The following is a 24,543-nucleotide window of genomic DNA, read 5'->3' as shown; positions in this document are numbered from 1 at the left end:
GGAGTCTGGGCCGTGTCTCAGTCCCAGTGTGGCTGATCGTCCTCTCAGACCAGCTACCGATCGTCGCCTTGGTGGGCTTTTACCCCCCCAACTAGCTAATCGGACGCGAGCTCATCTTCAGGCTATAAATATTTTCCCTTTCGGTACATCGGGGCTTAGCAGTCGTTTCCAACTGTTGTCTCCGTCCTGAAGGCAGATTCTCACGCGTTACTCACCCGTCCGCCACTAAGTATTTCTACTCCGTTCGACTTGCATGTGTTAAGCAGACCGCCAGCGTTCATCCTGAGCCAGGATCAAACTCTCCGTGTTGGATTGTTTTTTTGGCTTGAGTCAAGTTCTTTCCACTCAGCACAAAGGCTGGTTTTTTTCCCTTGACTTTTTTCTCGTTGTTTGCGATATTGAGTATTAGCTTTCGCCTTGACTCTCTATCTTGATTTTTTTGACGAGGTTAATAGTGCTTTAAGCTTTCAAACTATTCTTTTTTCTAGGTTCAGTTTTTTACCTTTCTTTTGACCTTTAGTTCGCGGTTGTTTGAACCGCTTCCCTTCTGGCGCTTTATTAATGTATCAACTCTCCCCAGAGTTGTCAAGCGTTTTGTGAAAATATTTTTGATTTTTTTTTGAACCTATACACAGTAAGGGTTTCGGCATTTATGACCTGCTCCGGTATCCCCTGGCTGACTCCTCTTTTAACTATGGGGTCTTTTTTTTGGGGCAAAATACGGCTTTGGGGCGGACTATTTCCCGCGCATGGGTAGAAGGACTCAGTGGTTCAACATGATGATGGGGCTTACTTGGAGTATAGGTAAGGCAAAGTTAGAGTGTAAGGTGTGAGCCTGCATCATGGGGTGAGGATGACGGAAGCAGGCTGGTGCATGAGTCTATATATATTAAGTGGTGTCTGCATTTCTTGGACTTTACTGATGGACGTTTGGGTCTCAGAGTGAGCCGATCGCCCTTAACAATTCCTGTGACTCAGAATGCAGAAGCTGACACGACACGGTACTCTAGCCCCGATCGAACTCCCAGGAATCGATAGCGCGCAAATACACTATCCTGAATTACACCCCCAAACTCCTTCAGTTACCCCAGTTATCAGCCTTTGATGAGCGAGCGCGAGTTGGTCTCCTCAACATCTACATCTAAAAAATGCAAGTGACTCTCTTCCTCAGTATTGACAGCAATCACCAAACCCCTATTCCCCCAAGGAGCGATCGCCCGGGGTGAGGCGGGGCTGCTAAAATTCCCTACTTGAATCCCTTGACTGTTTAACACTTCTATCTGCCCCCCAACATCTGCCAATACCCATCCCCAATTAGCCACACAAGCAGACACGGGCAAACTTTCCAGGGGAATTCGCGCTACCTTGAGCGGCCACAATTTCATCAACAGCACCGCCGCTTTACCACCTTGGGGAATTCCCAGCAAAGTATAAGGCTCAGGTGTTAATAGGATCTGTCCGACACTGGCAGACAACCGCACAGAACCCACGGGCGTGCCGCGGCGAGTGTAAACTCTAAAAATAGTTTGGGGATTTTTTGGTTCGTTGTCCGGCCAAACTGCTAAGACGTGTCGCCGATCCAAAAAAATTAATTCTGGTAAATAGTGTTCTGGTAACGGCACAGTAGCGATCGGCTTCAGGGCTTTTTCCCGATCGCCCGCAGTGCTGTTTCCCGCTAAAGAATAAAAACGCAGTTCGCCAGGAACCGCTACTGTCAACCAGTTGCCGTGAGAGTCAATAGCAGCTTTTAAAGCATCTGGGCCTTGCCTCAAACCCATATCCAGCAAACACTGAGGCTCCCAAGAGCGCTCATTGAGCCAGTAAAGTTTTTGCGGAGTGAGAACGCAGCAGCCGTGGGAAGTCGGTAAAATGCTACGCACGATTTCGGCCATGAATGAAATAGAAGTAGACATTTCTCCTGTAACTAGCTGTTTTTCCGGCTGACACCACACCTTCACCTCTGTACCTACAGCAGCATAGAGATACGTTTCAGTGGCAATTAAAGCGGTCAACGGTGCAGGAAGTATCAGTGGCTTTGCCTGCGAAAGCGAATAGCGCACAGTCCGAAGTAAATTAATAGCCGACTGTGAAGCTTTTTCCTCTTCAACTTCTAGCAAAGACTCAGTTTCCGACTTCAGACCTTTATCACCACTGGTTGTGGGATTTTCCCAGGGAATAATGCAGTCGCCCAATTGTCTGACTGCGGGGTCGTACATGATCAGCCGCAGAGCTTGAGCCATTTGGGAAGCACTGGCAAAACGGCGGGCTGGCAGCTTTTCTAAAGATTTTTTGACTATTGCTTGCAAAGGTTCGGGGATGGCGTCGGGAAATTGCAAGCGTTGATTCAGGTGCGCCCACCTCAAGTCTCCGGGGGTTCCCCCGAAAGGGCGGTAGCCCATTAGCAATTCAAACAGCAAAATTCCTACTGCATATATATCTGACATCGGGGAAAAAAGACCGTAAAACCGCTCTGGGGCCATGTAAGCGGGGGAACCTACGGTAGCGTCGGGAGAAATTTCTTGGTGGAGGCGAGTGGTACCAATTTCTGGCAGCCGACGCGCGATGCCAAAGTCAGACAGCCGGGGCGACCAGCCTTTGGCACCTAAAGTTAGGAGGATATTTTCGGGTTTGATGTCGCAGTGAACTACGCCTCGGCGGTGGGCGTAGTCTAAGCCTGCTAAAACTTCCATGACTAGCTGCAAACCTTCGAGTAGACGCAAGGGGCGCTCTTGTTTGAGCAGGTTGCGGAGGGTTCCTCCCTCGCAGTAGTCCATAACCAAGTACCTGCCTGTAGCTGTGTGTTCTAGAGCTCGGCAGGTAACAATGTTCGGGTGCTGCAAGGTGATCAGAAACCACAGCTCTCGCAAGAATTCGCTAGTTGGGGCTTTTTGATGACTCAGTTCTTTGAGAGCAACCAGTTGGCTGGTGAGGCGGGAGTCCTGGGCGGGAGCTTCTCGAACGCTGGCACAAAAGACTCGACCAAATTGTCCTTGTCCGACTAGCCCTAAAATGCGGTACTTAGAATGTTGCATCGGTCTAATTATAGAAAAAGCTTGAGCTAGTATTAAAATATGTAAATAATTCTGACAAAAATTCAAATTTTTGAATCGCTCGCCAGGTACAGCCTATGTTATCTCAGGTTCATTCTCAGCCTCCTTGAGAGCGCTCGCACAGTCGCACCTACTAAAATCCTTGAGCTTCGGAATCACTATCAATCTTGCCGGATTCGGGTACCCGATCTGGAACTACCTGTGGCTGCTATTTTAGTCGATCGCGACTATTACAGTTTTTTCAATGCCATCCAGAAAGTATCTAAGGTTTTAGCTTTTCAAGGCTAAGCTGGGGAATCGGGGCGAGGGAACAGCGATATGACCAAAACAGAAGTGCGGTTATGCCATAGGGGTTAGAGATCCAGAAGCCGATGCTCTCGTCAAGGCATCTTAACCTTTTGGAGTGTTAGCCAAATTTTTTTGCGCTTTGAATAAGTCGATCGTAACTTGCTAAATACTGAACTTGACAGGAGCAAACATCAATATGGTTAAAATTATTAAACTAGATCCAATTGCGGAGGAAATAGCAGTCGAAACCCGATCGAATATCCTGTCTGCCTTACTTTCCAAAGACTTAGACGTTCTCAAGGAATGCGGGGGGCGGGGAATGTGCGCTACCTGCCATGTTTACATTAAAGAAGGCATGGAAGGCTTGTCGGACATGAACCGCCGCGAGAAAAGGACGTTGGAAGTCATTACTACGGCTAAAGCCAATTCGCGACTTGCTTGTCAGGCTCAAATTATGGGCGAGGGTGTGGTTGTAGAGTTGCCTGCGGGGATGTACATTAATGCTATTGAAAATGTCGAAGCTCTGATCGGCCGCCGGGCCCAGCAAGATTTATTACACCCAATTACGGGTCAAGTAGTTGTAGAATCAGGAAAGTTAATTACTCGTTCTATCGTTACACAGCTTAATGAAACCCGCTTTCAAGTAGGACAGTATTTAGTTCGGACTAAAGAAGCTTAAAACTGATATGTTTGTATTTTAGTAGTAGAGAAAAATCTATGTTGAGCCAACTTGCGCGTTTGAGCATGGAAGCAGACGGACGCTACGCCAGTGCAGAAGAACTCCAATTTTTGAAAGACTACTTTCAGTCTTTGAATCACCGGATGAGTGCTTATAAAAAAATTCAAGCCTCTGAAACAGAAATTATGCGGCAAGTGGAAGCACAAATGCAGTCTCTAGACCCTAGTTTATTTCGGCGGGGGGGTAACGATGTCACTGAAAAGTGCCGTGGAGATATTGTGCGGGTGTTGAGGCATTCGGCGGCAGCACTGTTGATTAATGATACGGAACGATTGCGCGATCGGCTACTACTTTGGTTGCAAACTATTTTAGGCGCTGTTCAAGTTAGAAATAGTGCGACCGTGACCTATGATGTGATGAAAAAGGTTCTCAAACAATATCTCACAGTGGAAGAAAGGAACCTATTTTTTCCGATTCTGGACATCAACCGCACTTTACTAGGCAAATAATCAAGGGGGTTGACAAGTTAACGCCGATAAACTGTGCCGTTAGGAAGAGTGGCTCCAATCAACTTCGCTCCCGTCAAATCCGCCTCAGTGAGAATCGCTCCCCGGAGGTTGGCTCCTGTCAAGTCAGCTTTCTGCAAGTTGGCTTTACTCAGGTTAGCTTTGGTCAAGTTAATTTCATGCAGGCAAGAATTAGACAGGTCGGCATTGATCAGGTAGGCTAGACTCAGGTTGGCTTTGCTGAGGTTGGCTCCGCTCAAGTTAGCTTCCATCAGATAAGCACCGCTTAAGTTGGCTTCATTCAACAATGCCTCTGCCATATTAATTCCAGTTAAAAGTTTGCGGCTCAAGTCTACACCGCCCAGATCGGCCCCGCTGAGGTTAATACCGCTTAAGTGGCTACCATTCAAAGTAATGTTTCTCAGATAGGTTTTGCTGAGGTCTGCTTTGCACATATTGGCTCTATCCAAGCAAGCTTCGCTAAGGTCTGATCCGATCAAGCACGCGCCGTTTAAATAGGCTTGAGTGAGGTTAGCCCGCCTGAGATTAGCTTTCAACAGGTTGGCTTTACTGAGGTTAGCACGGGTTAAGTTGGCTCCGGCTAGGTTGGCTTTGGATAATTCGGCTCCGGTGAGCTGTGCTTCGGTCAAGTCTGCCTCTTTGAGACTCGCTAGACTTAAGTAAGCATCTTTGAAGTTGGCTCCGTTGAGATTGGATTTAATCAGATAGGCTTTACTGAGATTTGCCTGAGTCAGAACGGCTTTGGTGAGGTTAGCGGCGCTCATATCTGCACCTATGAGATTAGCATTGGGAAGAATTGCTCCGGTCAGGTTTGCCCAATTCAGATGAGATCCGGCTAGGTTGGCGCCGGTGAGATTGGCTCCGATGAGATTGGCTCCGCTCAGACTGGCTGCCATGAGGTTGGCGCCGGTGAGATTGGCTCCGCTGAGGTCAGCTTTGCTGAGATTGGCTCGGCTCAGATGGGCTTTGGTGAGGTCGGCCCCGCTGAGGTTAGCACCGATTAAGTAGGGCCGTTGCTGGTGTTGGTTGAGGTTAGCCAAAATTAGAGTTGGGGCATCGCTGGAACGGTATAAATCGATCGGACTCAACACAATGCCGCGCAGATTTGCCAGTCTAAAATCTCTTTCGCCGGCTGCATATCGATTTAGAAGTTCATTGGCGTCCATTAAGTTCTAGCAAAATGTTTTAGGTTTTGATTGGTTTTAAATTTTATGAATTTCTAGAGTAAGTTAGGAAGTTTCTAGCTGCTAGTTATGATCGGGTTTTATTTGAATTGCTAAAACCTGATTTTTAAAGTCAGGAGCTTTTTTATAATTTAACTCACAGTTTTGATGATGATACGGTTGATAATATGGATGCCCAAAAATCGATTTGACAGCTATTAGCAACAAAGTAATAGCTGTCAAATAAGTCAGTTTTTTTGGAAAAGTTGACTGAGAATAGCTTCATGGTCTTTTCCTTCTTCGACCATAGACTCGCCCGGTTGTAGGCGCTCGCGCAGCCCTAAAATAAAGCGGTTGCAGTCCGAACCCAATGATTCGCAGGATGTTTGCAGGCAGTGAAGTTCTCGACCCGTAAGCTGACTAAAGAACGAACTTAAAATACCTGCTTCTAAAAAACAGGCTGGTCGCTTAGACTTGGGGGCTGTTTTAGCAAAAAGAGAGTTAGCAATTTTTACTATTAAAAATCCATGTTCTGAATAGCTGGGGTCAAGCTCAAATGTTCCCCATCCATGAGTTTTCCAACACTGCTGCAAGGACTGAAGAAATTCTACCATTTCCATTTCAGAAACTGGCTGACCGTAGTATTCGCTGACTTCTTCGCAAAAACGCACGTAGAAGTTTTTACCCCACCAGCGACCGCAGTTGAAAAGCACGAGGCGGGAGGCTTGACCTGTTTCTTGTTCTAAGCCGATATAAATGGCTTGAATCAGTGTTTCTGGGAGTGCTAAGAGCCGATCGCCCCGGCGGTTTTCGAGGAGGCCGAGTTCGAGGTCGCCTCGGACGTAGGCATCGCTGGCAAAGTAGTTTCCAGGGAGTCGGGGCTGTTTGAGTAAGTCGGCAATATTAATCATCGGAAATTAGGAATTGGGAATCGGGAATTGGAAATTGGGAAGAAAGCTGATTATTTATTACCTTGGTCAATAATTGACTGCGCTTGGTCGAAAAATGGTTGCAATATAGCCCGGGCTTGCTCGGAAAGCAATTCTTTTAAACGAGTTTGCAGCAGATTGCAAACAGTTGCTTCGATCTTTTGAGTTTGGTGGGCTTCGACTATGCCGGAAAGCCAGTCTACAAGGCGCTGTTCTAAAAAATTTTGATCGTTTAGCAGCATAGCCATAGCGCAGTACCGCAAGACTAACACCCAATGTTTGAGCGATCGTTCTAAGGTTTCTTGTTTTTCGTCGGGGAACGTTTCTTGTAGCTTGTTGGCTACTGGTTGGAAGATGCTTGCTTCCTTCTCTCGCAAAAATTCGTAAATTTTTAAGCGCTGGACAAGGGTTACAGCTTGACGCTTAAAAGCTAGGAGTTCTTCGCCTTTTAAAAAGCGGTTTTCTGCCTGATCCAGCAGCGCCTCAATCTCAGGGTGCATGATTTTAATTAAGTGGTAATCGGTAATTGATAAAAGGAAGGAAGTTCGGCAACGAGCAATGTACGGGATTTAACGGATTTAACTAAGGGATTTTGAAGGATGAGGAAAGAGGGGTGAGGGAAGATGGATTAGGGATTGCCCTATTTTTCATTTTCCATTCCCTACATTGATTAAAACAGGTCGAATAGGTCATCAATGGTGACTTCTGCTTGTTCAGAAATAGAAATTACTGGCAAGGGTGGCGGTAGGGGTAGGGCACCTACTTCCGGAATTCCTTCCCAAGAAATAGCTTGAAAAAAGTCTGCTACTGGCTGGGTTAAACTCAGAAGTTGACCGGGGCTTGAGCCATTTGGGGTTTCTAAAGATTTTCCCAGCCAATTATAGTGACCAAAGAATTCTTGGACAGATTGGTCCAACCATGAAGTTTGACTTTTCATCTTTCTTCCTGCCTGGAGAAATCCACCATTGCACTTTCAATCGCGAAATTGGTGGGAGGAAAGGCAGGGCAGGGGATGTGCCTTTCCAGGTTGTTTACCGCAATATTTCACCGTGTTGCAGTCGATTTTGAATATCGCGGGCGTTGGCACCTTCGTTGAGCCAGAAGGCTGCTGCATCAATTTTATCTGGGTTGCCAAGCAGGAACTTGCAATAGGTTTCTCCCATGGAGTAACATTGGAGTTCTATGCAGCTCAGAGGCTTTTTGACTAAAGAGCCGAAGAAACCGGCGAACAAACCGGCGTATAGGTGACAAACCGGTTTGCCTACGTCGCCCAAAGTGCGAGCAACTGCTGAGTCAAAGAGGTTGATGAAGATGCAGCCGTGTTTGCGATCGCTCATGTCCACTTCCCAGCGACCCCAACCTTGAGCCGTGAAAGGCCACCACCAAGTTTCTAGCAGAAACATGAGATTTGACTGGCGAATGTTCTGGCTGTATTCGGCACTAAACCATTTTTGAAAAAATTCGGAATCTTGGAGTCCCCACTGGCAACCAATAGTATACATGATGACAGAGGACGCGGGGCCGACTTCTTCTTCGAGCCCCTCCACCAAACCGATAATGAAGTCTTCGCTGGTAAAAATGTTGCGCGACTCATTCCAGTCGTCAATTGTACCCATCTGGCGATCGAAGGCAAAAAAATCCTGAAACCTATAGTGGCTGTGAGTTTTAGGATGCTTTTGCTTCAGGAGCGATTCGCTGTGGGGGGAGATTTCTTTTTTGGCGGTAGAGACCATTGGCGGGTTATTCCTTTTTGGTGTAGTTTGGTGAAAATTAGAGTCAAATAGACTGGCCTGTGTATCCAATTTAACTTCATTTTTCTAAAGGCAGGCAGGGTATAAATTTTTACGAGCATATAAAAATTAAAAATTCTAGGATACTAAATTTGGGGGCTTGTTGGGAGTTCTGCTTTCGGACAACTGCTATGTGAGTGCTGGCGAAAGTGGGTATAACCTTACTTAAACGAGTATGTGTTATCGTTTTGTGCAAGCTGTCCACTATATATATAGGACATATGGGGATGAAAAATCACGCTTGTATTGCAATAGGCATCAATCAATATCAGTTACTCCAGCCTTTGAGTTATGCCCAAGAGGATGCAGAGGCTCTGTACGGTTTTTTGACTGAGGAGGCGGGTTTTGCGCCGGATGGATGTCTGCTGATGACCGATAGCTCGCCGTCGCTGTGGGGTCAATCTACATATCCAAATCGGGAAAATATTCTGAGATTGACCCAAAGCCTCTGCGCGCAACATGTGCAACAAGGAGATTTACTCTGGTGTTTTTTTAGCGGCTACGGTGTCAGCTATGAAGGTAAGGATTATTTGATGCCGATTGACGGCAATCCGGCTGACATTCAGGGTACGGGGATTCCGGTAGAGTGGCTGTTGAATACTCTGAAAAACGCTCCTACGGAAACGGTATTGGTGCTGGTTGATATGAACCGCAGCCAGATTGTGAAAGCGGGGGAAAAGATCGGCTCTCAAACGGTCGAGCTGGCGCGGGAACGGGAAATCCCGACGGTGCTTTCTTGCCGCCCGAATCAAGTTTCGCGGGAAACTTCGGCTTTGCGTCAGGGGTTTTTTACGACGGCGCTTTTGGAGGGGCTACGATCGGGACAGTGCATCACCATTAAGGGTTTAGACCGTTTTTTGAGCGATCGAGTGCCGGAGCTGTGTGACCACCATTTGCGTCCGAAACAAGAACCTTTGATGGTGGTGAATCCTCCGGGAAAGGCTAATTTGGTGATTTTGCCGGATACTTCAGGGGTACCAACTGCTGCGTTGGCCGGACGCAACGGCAATATGACGGTTGGTACGGCTGATGGGTTCGATCGCCCGCAAATGGCGACGGCTACGGCTCGAATGGATCTGCCTCCGGCAGTTCGCAATGCTGAGGATTCGCCGGTTGAGATGCCGCCTGTGTCGCAGCCGAATGCTGTGGCCCCTGCCGATCGGGGGGGCGATCGACCGAACTTGCAAAAGCCGGAGGATGAGCATAACGCGGGGTCAGATAAGTCATTTTTGCAGCAGCTAGTTTTATGGAGCTTAGCTACGGCTGTAGTGCTGCTGTCGGGCGTTTATGTGACGAACCCATCAATTTTTATTGGTCAGCAGGAAGGAGATCCTCGATCGCCTGGTGGAAATGCCCAAAACCCAGGCTCTCAAAAATTTACTGGTACTGGGGGGTCGCAGAACCAACCGCGGGCGGTGCAAGCAGGGAGTGGAACCAAGCAGCCACCATCGAGCCAGCAGGTGTGGGCTGAGGCAAAAACTTTCCTTAAGGATGGTTCGGCTTCTAGTTTTAATAAAGCGGTGGTTAAGGCTCGAACGATTCCGGCTAGCGATCCGCTCTACCCGCAGGCTCAGCAGGATATTGAGCGGTGGAGTTTGACAATTTTGGATATAGCTAACGGGCGGGCTGCTCGGGGCGATTTCCAGGGGGCGATCGGCGCGGCTAAATTGATGCCGGATGTCAATAAGCCTGTGTACAATCAGTCGAAAGAGGCGATCGCTCAGTGGGAGGAGCTATCCAAAGACCAGGATGTAAATGCTGCTTTGCTATCGGCTGCTAAGGGTCAAATTAAGCGGGGGGTTGCCTCTTCTTACAGTAAAGGCATCCAGCAAGCTAATAAAATTGAACCCGGTCAGCCGAAGTATGAAGAAGCTCAACAGTTAATTGGACAGTGGAGCGAAAGTATTCTCAAAATTGCTCAGTTGCGCGGCTCTCAAGGAAAGTTGAAAGAGGCAGTTGAAGCTGCTTCGCTGGTGCCGTCGGGTACTAAGAGTTATCAGCCGGCTCAGAAGGAGATCGCCAATTGGAAAACTAAGCTGCAACGCCAGCAGAAAAAAGGTTGATTTAGTTGATAATTTCTCGGTTTCCCACCGGGAAATTATCTTAGCGACTGACCGAAGTAGGTCGTTCGCTCGCTCGATACCTCTTGATACTGCAAAAAGAGACCTACATATCGATAATTTAAAACCAATAATTTTCTTCACCATTTCCCCTCCCCAGCTTCGGCGCGAGGGGATTTTCTATGCCCCCTGGTCGGTTCGTTTTTGTATAGTGAAAGATATCGTATGGGCTGGTTAATTGGGGTTGCATAATACTGGGATGATTTTGATGTTTTTTGTGGATGGGCCCATGAGCCTGAAGGCGTGTATTTTCACAGCAGGCGGGACGCCTAACCCTACTCCCCACAATAATCCTCAAATTGTGCAACGCGGGTTAATTAATATCTTTACTTCACATCCAGAGTTCTCTAAATCGGCGCCTACGCCGTCAAGACAGAGGTTTTTTAACAATAAGGAGGGTGGTAAATATATATTTATAAATACGAAAAAAGCGGTCAATTATTTAATTTTAATCGTGAATCCAAAAAGTTTAATTTTTGTATTTTATAACGTAGAAATATCAGCTTAATCTATAGTTTATTTTAACTGTATTTGCCCGCAACTTGGGCTATGTCGAATTGCTATACAAGGCAAATGGCTAACGCAAAGTCGCCTTAAAACATAGGGTATGCAGAGTTAATGTTTTTATCCCTTTTTGTGGGTTATTAGGAGCGATCGACGGATGGAAGACTGTTTAAACTTGTGCTGTTTTTAAATTATTAGCAGTGACATATCTGTTATGAATTATACAAAATGAGCCGTTACTGACAATTCTCGCCGACGAGCGATCGCCCCTCATGAATTCAGGAAACAGATTCACCGCCACACAGCACAAGATATCTGGATTCGCAAGCTGCGAGTCTTCGTTGGCCCGGAGCTCACAAAGCTGCCTTATTTAACACAAATAAGGGCTTTGCAAGAAAATCCAAAAAATATTTCCTTGAGAAACAAGAATAAAAACTTGCTCGCTTATTGTAGCCCCGGTAACAACACGTATGCCTAAAGTTATAGTCCACAGCCAAGTCTACAGGACGAGCTAAATCAATAGGGTGATCTGGCGGTGTCCGGGTGTTAAGAGGGGCTCTCGAAGAGGAATGTTCCCGGAGCGATCGCTTCCCAATCGGGGAGTGTAAAACCTAGGAAGGCAAGGAGTTGGAGACAATGCTGAACTTTTTGGGTTCAGGAAAGTAGCGTTAGCACTAAACTCTGCCGTATGGTGGAAATCGAGCCAACTTTGTAACAGTTCTTAACTATAAAGAATTCTGCCAAAACTGCTAGCATAGTGACACTTTTGCTAGCAAAAACAGATAAAGTAAATAAAGTTGGCTAGCTCTAGACGCCCCGATCCCCATCCTGGGGATGTTGAATCAATTTGATTCATACCAAGTGGTTTTAGAGTTACAATCGGAACCAAAGCATCGCTATTTAACTGAGTTCTTTACTTACTTTTACTTTCAGCTATGAACGTGGATTTTATCAAAGCCCAAGTCAGGTTGCTACAGGGTGCAAGTTCATCGGAGCGAGAAACCCTTATTAAAAACATCGGCGTCTGTGCTGGCGTGATCAGACCGGGAGAGTACGTGACTCCGCAACGGAAGCACGCTATCACTCTCTGGCTGCAAACAAATGCGGTTCGCCTCCGGCTTCCCCAACTTCCTCTGGACTTATCAGGCCAAAAGCCTTAACAGGGAAGTAATCAAGAGGTAGCGACAGAATCAAAGAAAGTAGTCAATCTTACCTAAAAGTGCGTTTTTATTGAGCTGTACAGGATCAATGAAACACGATTAAGATTGAAAAAATGTTTGTAGGGAAAGTTGGGCTCGAAAACACGCCTGTGGACAAGAAGCGGCCGACCGCTTTGATAGAAACAGGAAGTGAACGTCAAACCTGCTCTAAAAGTAGATTTGAGTAAGTTTCACAGAAAGGATTATTCTGCACAACTATAACCTGGGTTATTTGCTTTTAGATTTGAGATTCACGATTTAGCTCGTACTGGATAAATTTGCTATTTGTGGATCGCCTGAAAAATTATCCTATTCAATAGGTATAACTAATTACAGGGGCAGTCATTGAACTGCCCTTACTTTTGAGCCCCGATGCGAAACTGCTGCAAGTTACAATAAACGCATCTACTTGCAGATAGAGTTTAGGTGTACTCTCCTGTAAGCTGCAGCGGCTCTATATTATTTGTTATGTTCAAGAGAAGGGGAGAGGGGGAGAGGATTTGACGAGCTTTAACTAACGTGAATGGGAAGTCCTGCGCTCTACCTACGGTAGAGCGTCGGGATGAAAATGAACCAAAAAACAACTTGAGCGACAGCGAATCAGTATCGTTTGTGTGTGGTATCATTATTTTATCAGTATTTGGCATTCTCGATAAGTGTACAAAGCATACAAGTACAGAATCTATCCCACAGACGAGCAAGAAGTCTTGCTGGCAAAGTCTTTTGGCTGTGCGAGATGGTTTTGGAACTATGCTTTGAATCTGTGTCAAGAAACCTACAAAAATACTGGTAAAGGACTTTCTAGAGGGTGCATACAAGGCTTACTCCCTGCACTCAAAAAAGAATACGAATGGCTAAAAGAGCCTTATTCTCAATGTTTACAGGTAGTTGCGTTGAATTTGTCTACTGCCTATAAAAACTTCTTTGACAAGAGGGCGATGCCGCCCAAATTTAAAGCCAAGCACGGTAGGCAGTCAATCAGCTATCCTCAAAATGTCAAGTTCGACGGCGACTATATTAGTCTCCCGAAGATTGGCTTAGTTTTTTGTCGGCGACACCGTGGTTTTGAGGGCGACATCAAAACTGTTACCGTGTCTCGAAACCCGGATGGTAAACACTTTGTTTCTGTTTTGATTGATGACGGGAAAGAAAAACCTGAGCTAGTTTCAGCAGACAAGGCTATTGGTATTGATGTAGGATTGACTCATTTTGCGATTACCAGCGATGGTTCTAAATTTAGCAATCCCAAACATTTTGTCAAACGCCAGCGGAACTTAAAGCGAAAACAACAGAAGCTTTCTCGCAAAAAGAAAGGCAGTCAAAACCGAAAGAAGGCAAGGCTGGCAGTTGCGACAGTTCACTCCAAAATTGCTCGATGCCGGGAAGATTTTCTGCACAAGCTATCCCGCAAGATAGTGAACGAAAACCAAGTTGTTGCAGTAGAAAATCTCAATATCAAAGGTATGGTGAAGAATCATCATTTAGCTTCATCAATTAGTGATGTTGGTTGGGGTATGTTCTGTACCATGCTCAAATACAAGTCAGAGAGCGAAGGAAAGCAATATGTCGAAATTGACAGATGGTTCCCTAGCTCTAAGACGTGTCATGTATGTCTAAATCGAGTTGAGAGTCTAACCCTTGATGTTAGGAAATGGACTTGCCAGCATTGTGGTACTCATCACGATCGTGATGTAAACGCTTCGATAAATATTAGAAATGAAGCCTTGCGGATTTTGGCGTTAGGAACTAGCGCTTCTACCTGCGGAGGGGATGTAAGTCGCCAAGAGTAAAACTTCGGTTTTGTTGGACGCCCCGCCCCGTTGAACCAGGAAGCCAGAGCTGTACCACTTAAGTGGTCAGCGTCTGGTAGTTCACTATCATCAAACAGAACGAGTTATATAGCAATCCTTGCAGGAGTCGTACAAAGATGTAGGGATAGTACCTTTCTTTGCCTACCCGGCCTCATGGGGAAAACCACGGGGGGTTTGCCCCTACAAGAATTACACAAAGGATTTAGGATGGCTATATTACAATTCACTTGCTTTCTAATATATTTTTCCAGAAAAATACTGTGAGCAAAAAACAAAAATTTCCTTATTTAGTTGGTTCCCGATGGACTTCACACCAAAAAACTTGGGGGTGGCGACACTTTCAAGTTGTCAACCGAAAAAACGAAGGTAAATGGGTATTTGCAGAAATGGTGGCGGCTTGCGATCCAAATGTGCGTTTTTGGCTGAACGCCGCACAGCTCAAAGATCGATCGCTCTGGCAAGCTGGATGGCAGTCTACGCAAGAATTAGAGCAATTAGAAACTGCAGACTAAAAGACACGGCTGTGGGGTAGAGTTAGCGGAACTTCCGTCGCCTGCTGCTATCGTTCCGATTCAAACCAATACGGAGTGAGACTTTCCCGGTTTTGAAAAATCTTTTACATGACTACAAGTTCGGGAAACCCTTATGTAGGTATCAGCGTTTTTGCTTCAGTAAGTTGGTGGGAAAAATCTTTACTATGTAACAAAACATTAAGTAAGGCGTGCCGAACTTAATTTAATGCCTTTTGTAGGGTAATGTCCTTTTTTGCTCTAGGGGGTGTCCTAAATTAAGCCAAATGACAGAAGCCGCCAGATAAATTCCATCTAAAAGTTTGTAGCGCGTTTGTCATCGCTCGGTACTGCTTGAGATTGACTAAGGTCGATCGTGCCATATTTCCAGCGGTACTGGCCGCAACCTTCCCGCTACTTCAACACTCGGCCAATTCGGATCAAAAGTCAAATTTTCCAACGTTCCATCGCTGTGAATTAAAAACGTATCCTCAATTTTTGCTCCCGACAAACTCGGATTCCAAGCCACAGCCATATTTTCTGCCAAAATATCTGAAGTAGCCGGATTCGCCACAATTTCGCGCGCCAAATATCCCGTAGTTCCGCCTTGATGGTGTTCCGCAATTGCTTGAGGATATCCGTGCTCTTCGTAAGCAGTTTTAAGCGTATCATAAACCGCATTCAGCGTTACTCCCGGCAGGCAAAAATTTAGCGCCGCTGCTTCAATTTCTCTGACTTGTCTGTGCAACTCTGAATGCTTTTCCCCAAGAAAATCGAAACAGACAAATCTAGTTAAATTGGCATACAAACCCCCTCCCCTCGCGCAAAATACTAACATTGCTTGTCGCCCAATTTGTTCGGCGGTTGCTGTGGCGTGGCGGTACAGCGGCAAACGCCTTTCTCCAGCAACTAAGGTAAGTGCTGGATGCAAACCTCTCGCCCACAATGCCTCTGCACCGGCTCCCGCTAGCTGATATTCTGTCCATGTGGGTTTGGCGGCGGAAAGTACCTCTGTCATCGCTTCGCTGGCTAAACGCCCGACTCGCCGGTATCGCTCTAATTCGGTTGACATCATTGTCTGTTTGCGAGACTGTAAAGAAGCGATTATTGGTGTTTCTTGGGCATTTGGCCGATCGCTCATGACGTTACCGCCACCAGTAATTTCTTTGACGAAAGCTTCGCGCTGTACAACATCTGCCCAAGGATAGATGTGCATTTGAAAGTTGGCTGGCAATTCTTCATCTTGCAAGCGTTGAGCTTCGATTTCATCGGTGAGAACCCAAGCTGTTTCGGCGGTAATTAAAAGTTCTGCAACTCCGGTTTCTGCGGTTAGCAATACTGTATGGGAACCGCCGGCTGTGGCCCAGGCAAACCAGTCTGTACCGCGCAAACGAAGGGCGATCGCTTTTGTTTCGGTTAAGGCTTTGCGGATGAATTCGAGTTTGCTGTCAACTTCTGGGTTTAATGAGTTTATCATATATGAAATAAGGAAGAAGGAAGAAGGAAGAAGGAAGAAGTCAACTCCCCGCTGCCTCAGAAGGGGGGAAGGAAGAAGGAAGAAGGAAGAAAATCACTGATTTTAGTTAACATTTGCTAAATCTAAAATCTACAATCTCTAAAATCTAAAATCTAAAATCTAAAATCTAAAATCGATAGATACTGCTTGCAATTCTTTAGCTTTTTCTTCGGGTAAAGCGTCGTTGGCAAACATTCCGGCGGCGAGTTCGGTTCCTGCTAGGTATTTTAATCGATCGCTCGATCGATAGGGCGGATAAAATTGGGCGTGCAAATGCGCTTCTGGATGGGGCTTCCCGTCTGTGGGCCCTTGAAACCAAGCCATCAAATAAGGGAACGGGCGATGCCACAAACCGTCATATTTGAGGGTGACTGTTTTTAAGGCTTTAGCGAGTGATTGCCGCTGTTTTTCCGTCAAATCGACAAATGTAGCAGCGGGGGCGATCGGGGCAATCCACACTTCGTAAGGGTAGCGGGCACAAGCGGGGACAAAGGCGATCGCCTCTTCGTCTAAATAAATAATTCGCTGGTTGTCGGAAATCTCTTTTTGAATCAAATCTTGCAGCAAACCGCTACCGTTTTTTTGATAGTAAACCGATTGACATTCTAACATCCGTGCCGGCACCGGTGGCACGAACGGATAAGCGTAAATTTGACCGTGGGGATGGTGCAAAGTTACTCCGACTTCGACGCCGCGATTTTCAAAAGGCAAGACGTATTGAATTTCGGGATTGCTGCCAATAACTGAAGTGCGATCGGCCCATACTTCTAACAATAATTCCAAGTGAGATAACTCCAAAGAAGCCAAGGAAGCCTGCGGATCTTGAGTAAAAACAACGACTTCGCAAATGCCCTTGGCGGGCAAAGTTTCGACAATATTTGCAGGTGCGTTTTTTGCTTGCAAAGTCATCGAGGGAAAGCGGTTGTCAAACACGGCTACATCGTAATCTCCCGGCGGCAATTCTGTCGGAAACTTAGCGTTAATTGTAGCTGCCAGCGGGTTGTATTCCGGTGGCGGCATGAAAGTTCTTCCCTGACGGTGGCTGGCGTATGCTACCCATTCCCCCCGCAAAGGATGCCAGCGAAAGTGCGGGTTTGCCTGTACGGGTTCATTGCTGGGACTTACGGCCGCGATACCTTCTGGGATTGGGTAGCGGCTGTACAGTGTGAGTGGGCGGCCGTCTGGTTTTAGCAATGTTTGGGCGTACATTTTTTGTAGGGGCGGGCGATCGGGTTTAATATATGTTAGGAGTATAACTTCGTGCTTTGAGCATCCGCCCCTACCTAAAGTCGCAAATTATCTTAACAAGTTTACTTGGCAGTACCAACCTCAGCCGATCGTCCGCCAGTCCGCCAGGGGTTGAAACCCACGGGGTTTTTAGCTAAGGTGCTCGCTATGAGGACTAATGAGTTCTTGATTCGTATCTAAGAGGACTTTAGCTTTGACAGGACTTACGCAGGCCCCCTATATATAGTGTGCAAAATAAGGGATCTCCTTTTTCTCTCATCAAGAGTGAGCCTCACGAGATGAAAAACTCGATGGCTCAAAAAATCACCAACTCTCCTGTTTAACAAGATATAGCAGTAGGAAAGCATACTCGTCAGACTAACTATATAGAAATATTTAATAAGTTACGCATTTAAACCATTAACGATCCAGGTAAGGTGCGTCATTCGCGAACACTGACTATACATGGGAAACGCTTATTGACTGACGCACCCTACTATCTTTTCACAAAACCTTGCTCAACTAGGCTTATTATTAGATTTTGATTCAGGTACTTGACCAGCATTACGGACGTTAATAAATTTACCGAGCAGATCGAACCAAAAGGGCGCACCCATCGCTATAGCCCCAGCACTCAACAGCCAACCAAAGATAAGTTTGATGATTCCGAATACCCAATCCCAAGGTTGAGGTTTAGCGGGATATCGGGGATTTACTTGCTTGTTAAATTCTTCCATTGTAGACCAGCCAAGAGGCATAGTTAGCTTATCCAACCCTGTATTAATGTCCTCAAAGCATTGGTTTTGTTTCGTTAATTTTTCCCTGGGATCATTCAATTTATTTGCCTCTATCAAACAGTCGTCTATCTGCTTCTCGTTATTGCTAATAACATTACTGGCAACTTGATTGATACTAGAGCGCAAAGCCGCATCTTTGTTTAATCTTTCAAGGATGTGGAATGTATCAGCATTGATCGCCAGTGTAACTGCCAAGCCAATCAAAAAAGTAAACCCCTTAACATTCCGATTGTAGACACCAGATGCTCGCTCCATCGACTGATCGAACCAAATTCTTATCTCCTTTTCTAAAGACTTAATTCCCGTCTCACTAGCACTAGCTTTCCTTTGAGCTATTAAAGCGATAGAATAAATCCGCCGTTGTATTTCTGGGTCTAGTTTTTTATTGTCCTTGATTGATTCTACGATGTCATCAATTGTTCCTGAAGGGTTAAAATCGTAATCAGTTTGGATAATTTCCAGCAAGGTGGCCGCAAACATTTTTGAAGAAATATAGGAAGGGCCGACCGAACCTCGAATAATTTTTCTTTGATTCAGAGATCGAATCAGAGGATGATTCCACAGATCATTAGCAATTTTTTTTGCTTGGATAGCGGACGGATAATTTGCTTCATTGTCACCAAGTAGAATTTGGATGGCTTCTTTCAATTGTTTAGCTCTCCATTCTAGAACTGTAGCAATTAATTCTTGAATGCCGGAAACTAAAAGACTGAGAATTAAGTAAATGAAAAACAAGCCAATAGCCACATCCAACATCGCCGGGAAGTTCATAGTTGAAAACCTATTTAGAGAAGGATCAAATTAGTATTGACAATCAAGTTGGAGAGCGATCGCACCTTTCACTCTCATCTCCTGTTGTCTGGTGAAACGATGGAGAGGTGACGAGGTGCGATCGCTCTGCAAATTCACAGGCTATGCTTTATAGATGCGATGCAACCAAATTGTGTTAGCTTCTGTTTCGGCTTGAGAATTGCTAATCGAAGGGTAGCGAACCTGTGCTTCACCTATACTCCAACTATCACAGCAGGATGTAATTGCTCGTTTGGAATACTCTAGACCTTCTCCTTTTTTATTGTTACCTCTTGGCTCATTCTCGTCATACCTCCACGGATACCACTCTCCGAATGGATCGTTGACAATAAATCCACTGTCCGTATAACCATGGACGACCATAATATGACCTGGTGCAGTGAAAAAACCGTGTACTATACAAAGTTTTCCCTCATCAATTGCTTTGCGGATGTCCTTGAGAGTACCATTTTCAGTTAGATCGTCTTTGATGCCGTCAAAGCTTTCAGCTAGATCTTTTAACCCCCATGTAGTAAAACGATTCCAGCCCTTATCAACAGCACGTGTATAGAGTTCGTCTTCAAATTGACGCTAGCTGCCGCGACCTCGAAAACCCCAGTACCAAAGGCACATAGCTAGGGATGTCACGTTACAAGCTGTGTAGGGCTCAAACTTATTGTCTAGTTGAGAGAAGTATGGAACGTCCTTAATAACTTTCATGATTTGACCTCACAAGTTTTTGGATAATACTGAAACAATTGCGACCGAAAGAAATCCGGGTAGGAGGAAAAAGCGTAAGCCAGATATAGGCTCAAATTATCTGAGCCTATAAGCAGCAAATTGAATCACCTGCAATCAGACAAATATCATCAGCATTTCTATTTGCAGCGGTGAAACTAACAAAAGGTGCTTAATCGTCTGAAGATAAAACCAAATTCTTGAATTTATCCCAAGGAAACAGAGATCCGGGATCTTCGCGACGATCAGGATCTAGCTTTGCGTGCGATACTATATGGCGAAGATTGGGATACTTAGCCCAACAATAACGAATTATCTTTGCAGTAATAGCAACCTGCCAATCTGAAAAAGGATCAATAGGACTAGGTTTTTGTGTATTCACAAGTTCGATTCCCAAAGACCAATGATTGACTCTGACTCTGCCACCATTAATATCAGGGTGTGATGCTTTGTTTTGAACGTGCCATGCAGCAAGGGTTTCTGGCGCACAAGCCCAAATCTTTTGACCGTGTTCAGGCTCATTTTCATCCGGAACAAGCCAATGGAAACTAGCGTTGCCATCTCTCATTACCGAAATTGCACCTGCGGAGCTAGAGCCTGCTGTTGCGTGTATTACAACTGCTTTAATGCCATCAATGGGGTGTACATCTCGTTGACTCGTACATCCTGACCAATAATCCCGGATTCCCGGATACCAAGTTTCAGGAATTAAAACGTCGAGCGGACGATCGGTGCTGGGAAGATCAAATTGGTAAGTTTTTGGATCTGCCATTTCTTGATTCCTTGCTTTAGGATTAGTGGAGAAATCATTTCTGAAATCTATTCGACTTCAATCAAAACCGAAGCCCGATCGCCCTGTCGGTGAGAAAAAGTGAGTTCCTTTTGTAAAGTTTTTGTAAGGTTTCCTGAAACGCTACTGGTAAGGGGGTTAGAAGCCAGCAACACCTAAAATAATCAGTCAAGGTAGTGGCGATGAGACGAGAAGAAGCGCTTACCATAGTCGATCGGCTTTTACAAGCTGCTAACCACGGACAAAAACTTAACGATCTGCAATCTGCTGTATTTCTGGAAACTTGGGCGGAACATTCCTACTCGGAAATTGCCCAGCAGCTAGGTTACGAATACGACTACATCAAACAAGTGGGTTCGCATTTGTGGCGAAGTCTCTCTCAAATCTTGGGCGAACCAGTCTCCAAGCGCAATATTCAAGCTGTTTTGCGTCGCTACGAACAATCGCAACAAGCTCAGCAAGATTGGGGTGAAGCGATCGACTTTTCCCGGTTTTACGATCGTCAAGAGGAACTGCAAACGCTAGAAAGTTCGATGATTGAAGCTCCCTATCGTTTAATTGGTATTTTTGGACTCGGTGGCATCGGTAAAGCTTTTGGCTATATTACTTTTATAATTGTTGTCGGCAGCGATCGAGATAAATTGCAGCTACCCCATCCGCCGAATTTAAACGCACACAATCCTCAAACAGTTGTGTAGCCTCGCTGAACTTTTCCCGATTGTAGAGCATCGAGGCACTTTCAAAAACTGTTTTCGCGATCGACTTATACCAAATTCGGGTTCGTTACCCCTTGATGATTCGGATATTGAAATCGCGATCTGCACAAACTTTCGTCTCAGCAGAGGGGGACTAAGAAATAAACGGGTATTTAAGCCGTAATCTATAGCGATTTCATAAATTAAGCAGACAAAATTCAATGATAATAAATTTATGCTATAATTAAATTCTAATTTTTAAACCCAGATTCACCTATGCCAACTTTAACTGATATTGGCACCCTCATCATTTCCACACCAGAAACCTGTGGAAATCGCCCCCGCATCGCAGGGACTAGAATAACAGTTCAACGAATCGCCGTTTGGTACAAAATGGGGATGAAACCAGAAGAAATCATTGCCGAAATTCCCCACTTAAATTTAGCACAAGTTCATGCAGCATTAGCTTACTACTACGCCAATAAAGAGCAAATTGATGCTGATATTGCGACGGAAGAATCTGAGTGCGATCGCTTAGCTAATGAACACAAAGCGGGGAGTTAATCTTGAGCCAAATTCGTTTATATTTAGATGAGGATATTCTGGAACGCTCCTTAGTCAAAGCGCTCCGAAATGTAGGGATTGATGTAGCTACAACTGCTGAAGCTAATAATCTCAGTTGCACTGATGAAGAGCAATTAATATGGGCAACTGCCCAAGGGCGAGTTATCTATACTTTGAATGTGGGAGACTTTTGTCGCTTGCATAAAATTTATATGGAACAAGGCCAGGAACATTCAGGAATTGTGATGGGCAGACAAAGTTATTCGATTGGGGAACAATTGCGAGGATTTTTGAGGTTAATTTCTGCAAAGTCAGCAGAAGAGATGATCGATCGGCAAGAGTTTCTGGGAAATTATATGGACTAGCAATTTTAAGGAGAAACTACTTTGACAGCAAAAATTATAGAAATTGGCACTTTAATTATCCGCTATCCGCACCTTCGCGGTGGCATCCCGATCGTAGCAGGTACTGCCACATCAGTGCAGCGAATTGCAGCCTTATACAAACAAGGTAATAATGCTGAAGAAATAGCAGCCGATTTGGATCATCTCACCTTAGCGCAGGTTTATGCTGCACTGACTTATTATCACGCAAATCGAGCAGAAATAGAAGTATATTTAGCGACTGAACAAGCCGAATATGAACGGTTGGCAGCATTAAATAACTTACAAATGCAGGAGACATGAGCCAGCATTTAGTCCTTGAAATGAGGACTCTTCGTCGTGAGTACGATCGCAATTCCCCATTCCCCAGTATATTTATCGATCGACCATTCGATCGAGCTTTTCCTTAACCAACAAATCTAACAACGAGCGCAACACAAACAAGCCACCGAATCCCGAAACCGCAAAAGCTGCGATCGCCCCCGTTTGATATCCGCCCACTAGCAGCACAGCACCCGACAGCACCGCAAAACCAGTCACAGAAGCGAAAATTAGAGTTTTCAGGGCTAAATTAATGCGTTTCAAGGCTCTTTCGCTCTCGATATTTCGCACTCTAATTTGCAGTTCGCCCTCTTCAATTCGCTGCTCCAAACGCTTGAGAAAAACTTGCGATTTGCTCGGCTGCCGTAACTTATATGTAATAAAACTTCGCGCTTGTCTTGCCAATTCTCCGATCGCATTTCCCCGCCCCTTGCTCACCGCAATACTCTTGACAAAAGGCTGAGCCGATGCTAGGAAATTGTAGTCAGGGTCGAGAGTTCTAGCAATGCCGTCGAGAGTCGTCACGGACTTGACAATAAACATCATTTCTGCAGGCAAGCGAAACGGTTGCTGCTCGAACATGATGTAAAGTTCGTTCTTAATTTCATTAAAAGCTTGAAAGTCGATCGGCTTATCAATAAACTTATCCAACAGAAAAGCAATCAGCCTGCGTACCGGCATCATATCCGGCATCCGCTCAACTAAGCCGATCGTAATTAAAGTATTGAGTACCTCGTCCGTATCCTTTCTCATCACAGCAAAAAAAGTCTGGACCATTTGGTCTTTAGCCAGAGACTTCACCTCAGCCATCATCCCAAAATCGTAAAAAATCAAGCTACCATCTTCTGTCACCGCCAAATTTCCCGGATGCGGGTCAGCTTGAAAAAAACCGTCAATTAACAACTGTTTCAAATAACAGCAAATTCCGACTTGATTGAGTTTCACAATATCGACTCCAATCGCCTCTAAACTAATGCGATCGTCCACTTTAATGCCTGGTGCGTATTCTAGAGTTAGCACTTTTTTCGTAGTGTATTGCCAGTAGACTTTCGGCACAATAATCTGAGGATATTCTCGAAAATTATGGCTAAAGCGATCGGAATTTTTACCTTCTTGCACGTAGTCAATTTCTTGATATAAAATCTTAAAAAACTCGTGATAAATAGATTCCAGGTCGTACTTGCGCGTCGCAGGCAAATAGCGATGGCAAAAACGCATCACTTGGCGCACCGCCTTCACATCCAAATCAAATAAACTTTCCAAACCCGGACGCTGCACCTTTACAATCACATCTTCCCCGGTGTGCAGCCTCGCTTTGTGCACCTGTCCCAGACTCGCAGCCGCCAGAGGCGACGGGTCAAAATCGCGGTACAAAGCATAAATATCCTTGCCTAACTCTGATTCTACAAGAGCGATCGCCTCTTCGGAACTAAACTGAGGAACCCGATCTTGCAACTGTTCGAGTTCCTTCACATACTCAAGCGGCAGCAAATCCGCCCGAGTCGAGAGAGACTGCCCGATTTTAATAAAAGTCGGGCCTAAATTCAGCAAAGTATTGACCAACCAATGAGCGCGAATTCTTCTAGTTTGAGGCGACTTATTTTGCAGCAGTGCGTCCCACCACAAAAAAAACATAAACTTTCCCGCCGCTGCAAAAATATCTATTTGCCGTGCCAGTGGCGAATATTTAGAACGTTGCCAACGCAGGGTTTTAGGTGCAGCTTTTGTGAGCATAATATTGGCGATCGAATTCCATGCACCGTGACAATTTTTAGGGACTATCCAGGACGCAGAAACCGGCTTGTACGAAAAGACGGGTTGCAGGCCTTTGAAACAGTTAAAAAACTCAGTTTCTTTGGTCTATACTGCCTAATATCATCTCCGGCTATACAATTATAATTAAGTTCCTAGTAAGTAATGCAAGTCCTGATTAATTAATAAATAGAGGACAGTCGTACTCACTACAAACACGCGCTAATTACGGGAAAATAACCCGAAATAATATAAGTCCTGGGGAAAATCAGCAATAGAGAACCGGCAATTTAGACGGGCAACCAGACACACCATTCAAAACAGAGGACTTGGTAGCGTTTAGGACATTTCCAAATCTGCCTCTTCTGGCAAGTCTTCTAGTTTCGCCTGTTCGCTGCCAAT

The 24,543-nt window shown here is 45.3% G+C and carries 21 protein-coding genes, 1 rRNA gene and 1 pseudogene; 10 read left to right on the top strand and 13 right to left on the bottom strand.

Annotated elements, in window-relative coordinates; translation table 11 throughout:
• Both QT992_RS22805 and QT992_RS22800 read right to left on the bottom strand, forming a co-directional pair.
• Positions 1-309: ribosomal RNA gene (locus QT992_RS22805) — 16S ribosomal RNA — on the bottom strand; the annotation flags it as partial.
• Between the two features lie 785 nt (positions 310-1,094).
• Positions 1,095-3,032 carry a serine/threonine-protein kinase gene (locus QT992_RS22800; protein ID WP_333338438.1) on the bottom strand — a complete coding sequence of 646 codons (1,938 nt, stop codon included), beginning with the start codon at positions 3,030-3,032 and terminating at the stop codon, positions 1,095-1,097.
• A gap of 502 nt (positions 3,033-3,534) precedes the next feature.
• On the opposite strand from QT992_RS22800, the gene QT992_RS22795 reads away from it, so the two are divergent.
• Both QT992_RS22795 and QT992_RS22790 read left to right on the top strand, forming a co-directional pair.
• A complete protein-coding gene (locus QT992_RS22795; RefSeq protein ID WP_333057691.1) occupies positions 3,535-4,017 on the top strand; it encodes a 2Fe-2S iron-sulfur cluster-binding protein in 483 nt (160 codons plus the stop codon).
• 38 nt (positions 4,018-4,055) lie between these two features.
• Positions 4,056-4,526, top strand: a complete 471-nt coding sequence (locus QT992_RS22790) for a phycobilisome protein (RefSeq protein ID WP_333319939.1) — start codon at positions 4,056-4,058, stop codon at positions 4,524-4,526.
• A gap of 17 nt (positions 4,527-4,543) precedes the next feature.
• On the opposite strand, the gene QT992_RS22785 is transcribed toward QT992_RS22790, so the two are convergent.
• From QT992_RS22785 to QT992_RS22765, 5 genes are all read right to left on the bottom strand, one after another.
• On the bottom strand, positions 4,544-5,710 hold the full coding sequence (locus QT992_RS22785) for a pentapeptide repeat-containing protein (RefSeq protein ID WP_333319937.1): 1,167 nt from the start codon (positions 5,708-5,710) through the stop codon (positions 4,544-4,546).
• Between the two features lie 245 nt (positions 5,711-5,955).
• The gene (locus QT992_RS22780) at positions 5,956-6,618 is read right to left on the bottom strand and encodes a V4R domain-containing protein (protein ID WP_333319935.1); all 663 of its coding nucleotides are present in this window, start codon (positions 6,616-6,618) and stop codon (positions 5,956-5,958) included.
• A 50-nt stretch (positions 6,619-6,668) separates the two neighbouring features.
• Positions 6,669-7,136: a phycobilisome protein gene (locus QT992_RS22775; RefSeq protein ID WP_333338442.1), complete on the bottom strand. Its 468-nt coding sequence runs from the start codon at positions 7,134-7,136 to the stop codon at positions 6,669-6,671.
• Between the two features lie 170 nt (positions 7,137-7,306).
• Positions 7,307-7,573 carry a hypothetical protein gene (locus tag QT992_RS22770; protein ID WP_333319931.1) on the bottom strand — a complete coding sequence of 89 codons (267 nt, stop codon included), beginning with the start codon at positions 7,571-7,573 and terminating at the stop codon, positions 7,307-7,309.
• Positions 7,574-7,667: 94 nt separating this feature from the next.
• The gene (locus QT992_RS22765) at positions 7,668-8,369 is read right to left on the bottom strand and encodes a V4R domain-containing protein (RefSeq protein ID WP_333128737.1); all 702 of its coding nucleotides are present in this window, start codon (positions 8,367-8,369) and stop codon (positions 7,668-7,670) included.
• 284 nt (positions 8,370-8,653) lie between these two features.
• Between QT992_RS22765 and QT992_RS22760 the strand changes: the two genes are divergently transcribed.
• The 4 genes from QT992_RS22760 (at position 8,654) to QT992_RS22745 (ending at position 14,572) form a co-directional block, all read left to right on the top strand.
• Positions 8,654-10,489, top strand: coding sequence for a caspase family protein (locus QT992_RS22760; RefSeq protein ID WP_333338444.1), 1,836 nt, complete (start codon positions 8,654-8,656; stop codon positions 10,487-10,489).
• Positions 10,490-11,985: 1,496 nt separating this feature from the next.
• A complete protein-coding gene (locus QT992_RS22755) occupies positions 11,986-12,210 on the top strand; it encodes a hypothetical protein (RefSeq protein WP_006635912.1) in 225 nt (74 codons plus the stop codon).
• 695 nt (positions 12,211-12,905) lie between these two features.
• The gene (locus tag QT992_RS22750) at positions 12,906-14,039 is read left to right on the top strand and encodes an RNA-guided endonuclease TnpB family protein (RefSeq protein ID WP_333338447.1); all 1,134 of its coding nucleotides are present in this window, start codon (positions 12,906-12,908) and stop codon (positions 14,037-14,039) included.
• Positions 14,040-14,320: 281 nt separating this feature from the next.
• Entirely contained in the window at positions 14,321-14,572 is a 252-nt protein-coding gene (locus tag QT992_RS22745) for a TIGR02450 family Trp-rich protein (protein WP_333322500.1), read from the top strand.
• A 361-nt stretch (positions 14,573-14,933) separates the two neighbouring features.
• On the opposite strand, the gene QT992_RS22740 is transcribed toward QT992_RS22745, so the two are convergent.
• From QT992_RS22740 to QT992_RS22720, 5 genes and pseudogenes are all read right to left on the bottom strand, one after another.
• A complete protein-coding gene (locus QT992_RS22740) occupies positions 14,934-16,046 on the bottom strand; it encodes a M24 family metallopeptidase (protein WP_333338451.1) in 1,113 nt (370 codons plus the stop codon).
• A gap of 159 nt (positions 16,047-16,205) precedes the next feature.
• Positions 16,206-17,294 carry a galactose-1-phosphate uridylyltransferase gene (gene galT, locus QT992_RS22735; RefSeq protein WP_333338454.1) on the bottom strand — a complete coding sequence of 363 codons (1,089 nt, stop codon included), beginning with the start codon at positions 17,292-17,294 and terminating at the stop codon, positions 16,206-16,208.
• A 536-nt stretch (positions 17,295-17,830) separates the two neighbouring features.
• A complete protein-coding gene (locus QT992_RS22730; RefSeq protein WP_333338458.1) occupies positions 17,831-18,880 on the bottom strand; it encodes a hypothetical protein in 1,050 nt (349 codons plus the stop codon).
• A gap of 141 nt (positions 18,881-19,021) precedes the next feature.
• A pseudogene (locus tag QT992_RS22725) lies at positions 19,022-19,618 on the bottom strand (C39 family peptidase).
• A 190-nt stretch (positions 19,619-19,808) separates the two neighbouring features.
• Positions 19,809-20,408: an N-acetylmuramoyl-L-alanine amidase gene (locus tag QT992_RS22720; RefSeq protein ID WP_333338461.1), complete on the bottom strand. Its 600-nt coding sequence runs from the start codon at positions 20,406-20,408 to the stop codon at positions 19,809-19,811.
• Between the two features lie 200 nt (positions 20,409-20,608).
• On the opposite strand from QT992_RS22720, the gene QT992_RS22715 reads away from it, so the two are divergent.
• The 4 genes from QT992_RS22715 to QT992_RS22700 all read left to right on the top strand — a co-directional run bounded on the left by QT992_RS22715 (position 20,609) and on the right by QT992_RS22700 (position 22,371).
• Complete coding sequence (locus tag QT992_RS22715; RefSeq protein ID WP_333338463.1) at positions 20,609-21,124, top strand: hypothetical protein; 516 nt, start codon at positions 20,609-20,611, stop codon at positions 21,122-21,124.
• A 273-nt stretch (positions 21,125-21,397) separates the two neighbouring features.
• Positions 21,398-21,685, top strand: a complete 288-nt coding sequence (locus tag QT992_RS22710) for a DUF433 domain-containing protein (RefSeq protein WP_333338466.1) — start codon at positions 21,398-21,400, stop codon at positions 21,683-21,685.
• 2 nt (positions 21,686-21,687) lie between these two features.
• A complete protein-coding gene (locus tag QT992_RS22705; protein WP_333338469.1) occupies positions 21,688-22,050 on the top strand; it encodes a DUF5615 family PIN-like protein in 363 nt (120 codons plus the stop codon).
• Between the two features lie 21 nt (positions 22,051-22,071).
• Positions 22,072-22,371, top strand: coding sequence for a DUF433 domain-containing protein (locus QT992_RS22700; protein WP_333338471.1), 300 nt, complete (start codon positions 22,072-22,074; stop codon positions 22,369-22,371).
• A gap of 72 nt (positions 22,372-22,443) precedes the next feature.
• On the opposite strand, the gene QT992_RS22695 is transcribed toward QT992_RS22700, so the two are convergent.
• Positions 22,444-24,123 (bottom strand): AarF/ABC1/UbiB kinase family protein, encoded by a 1,680-nt coding sequence (locus tag QT992_RS22695; RefSeq protein ID WP_333338475.1) that lies wholly within the window; start codon positions 24,121-24,123, stop codon positions 22,444-22,446.
• Positions 24,124-24,543 lie beyond the last annotated feature (420 nt).

Source organism: Microcoleus sp. T3_D1 (assembly GCF_036700405.1).
GTDB lineage: Bacteria > Cyanobacteriota > Cyanobacteriia > Cyanobacteriales > Microcoleaceae > Microcoleus.
The sequence above is the reverse complement of the archived record's forward strand: the minus strand, read 5'-3'. Positions and strand labels throughout refer to the sequence as shown.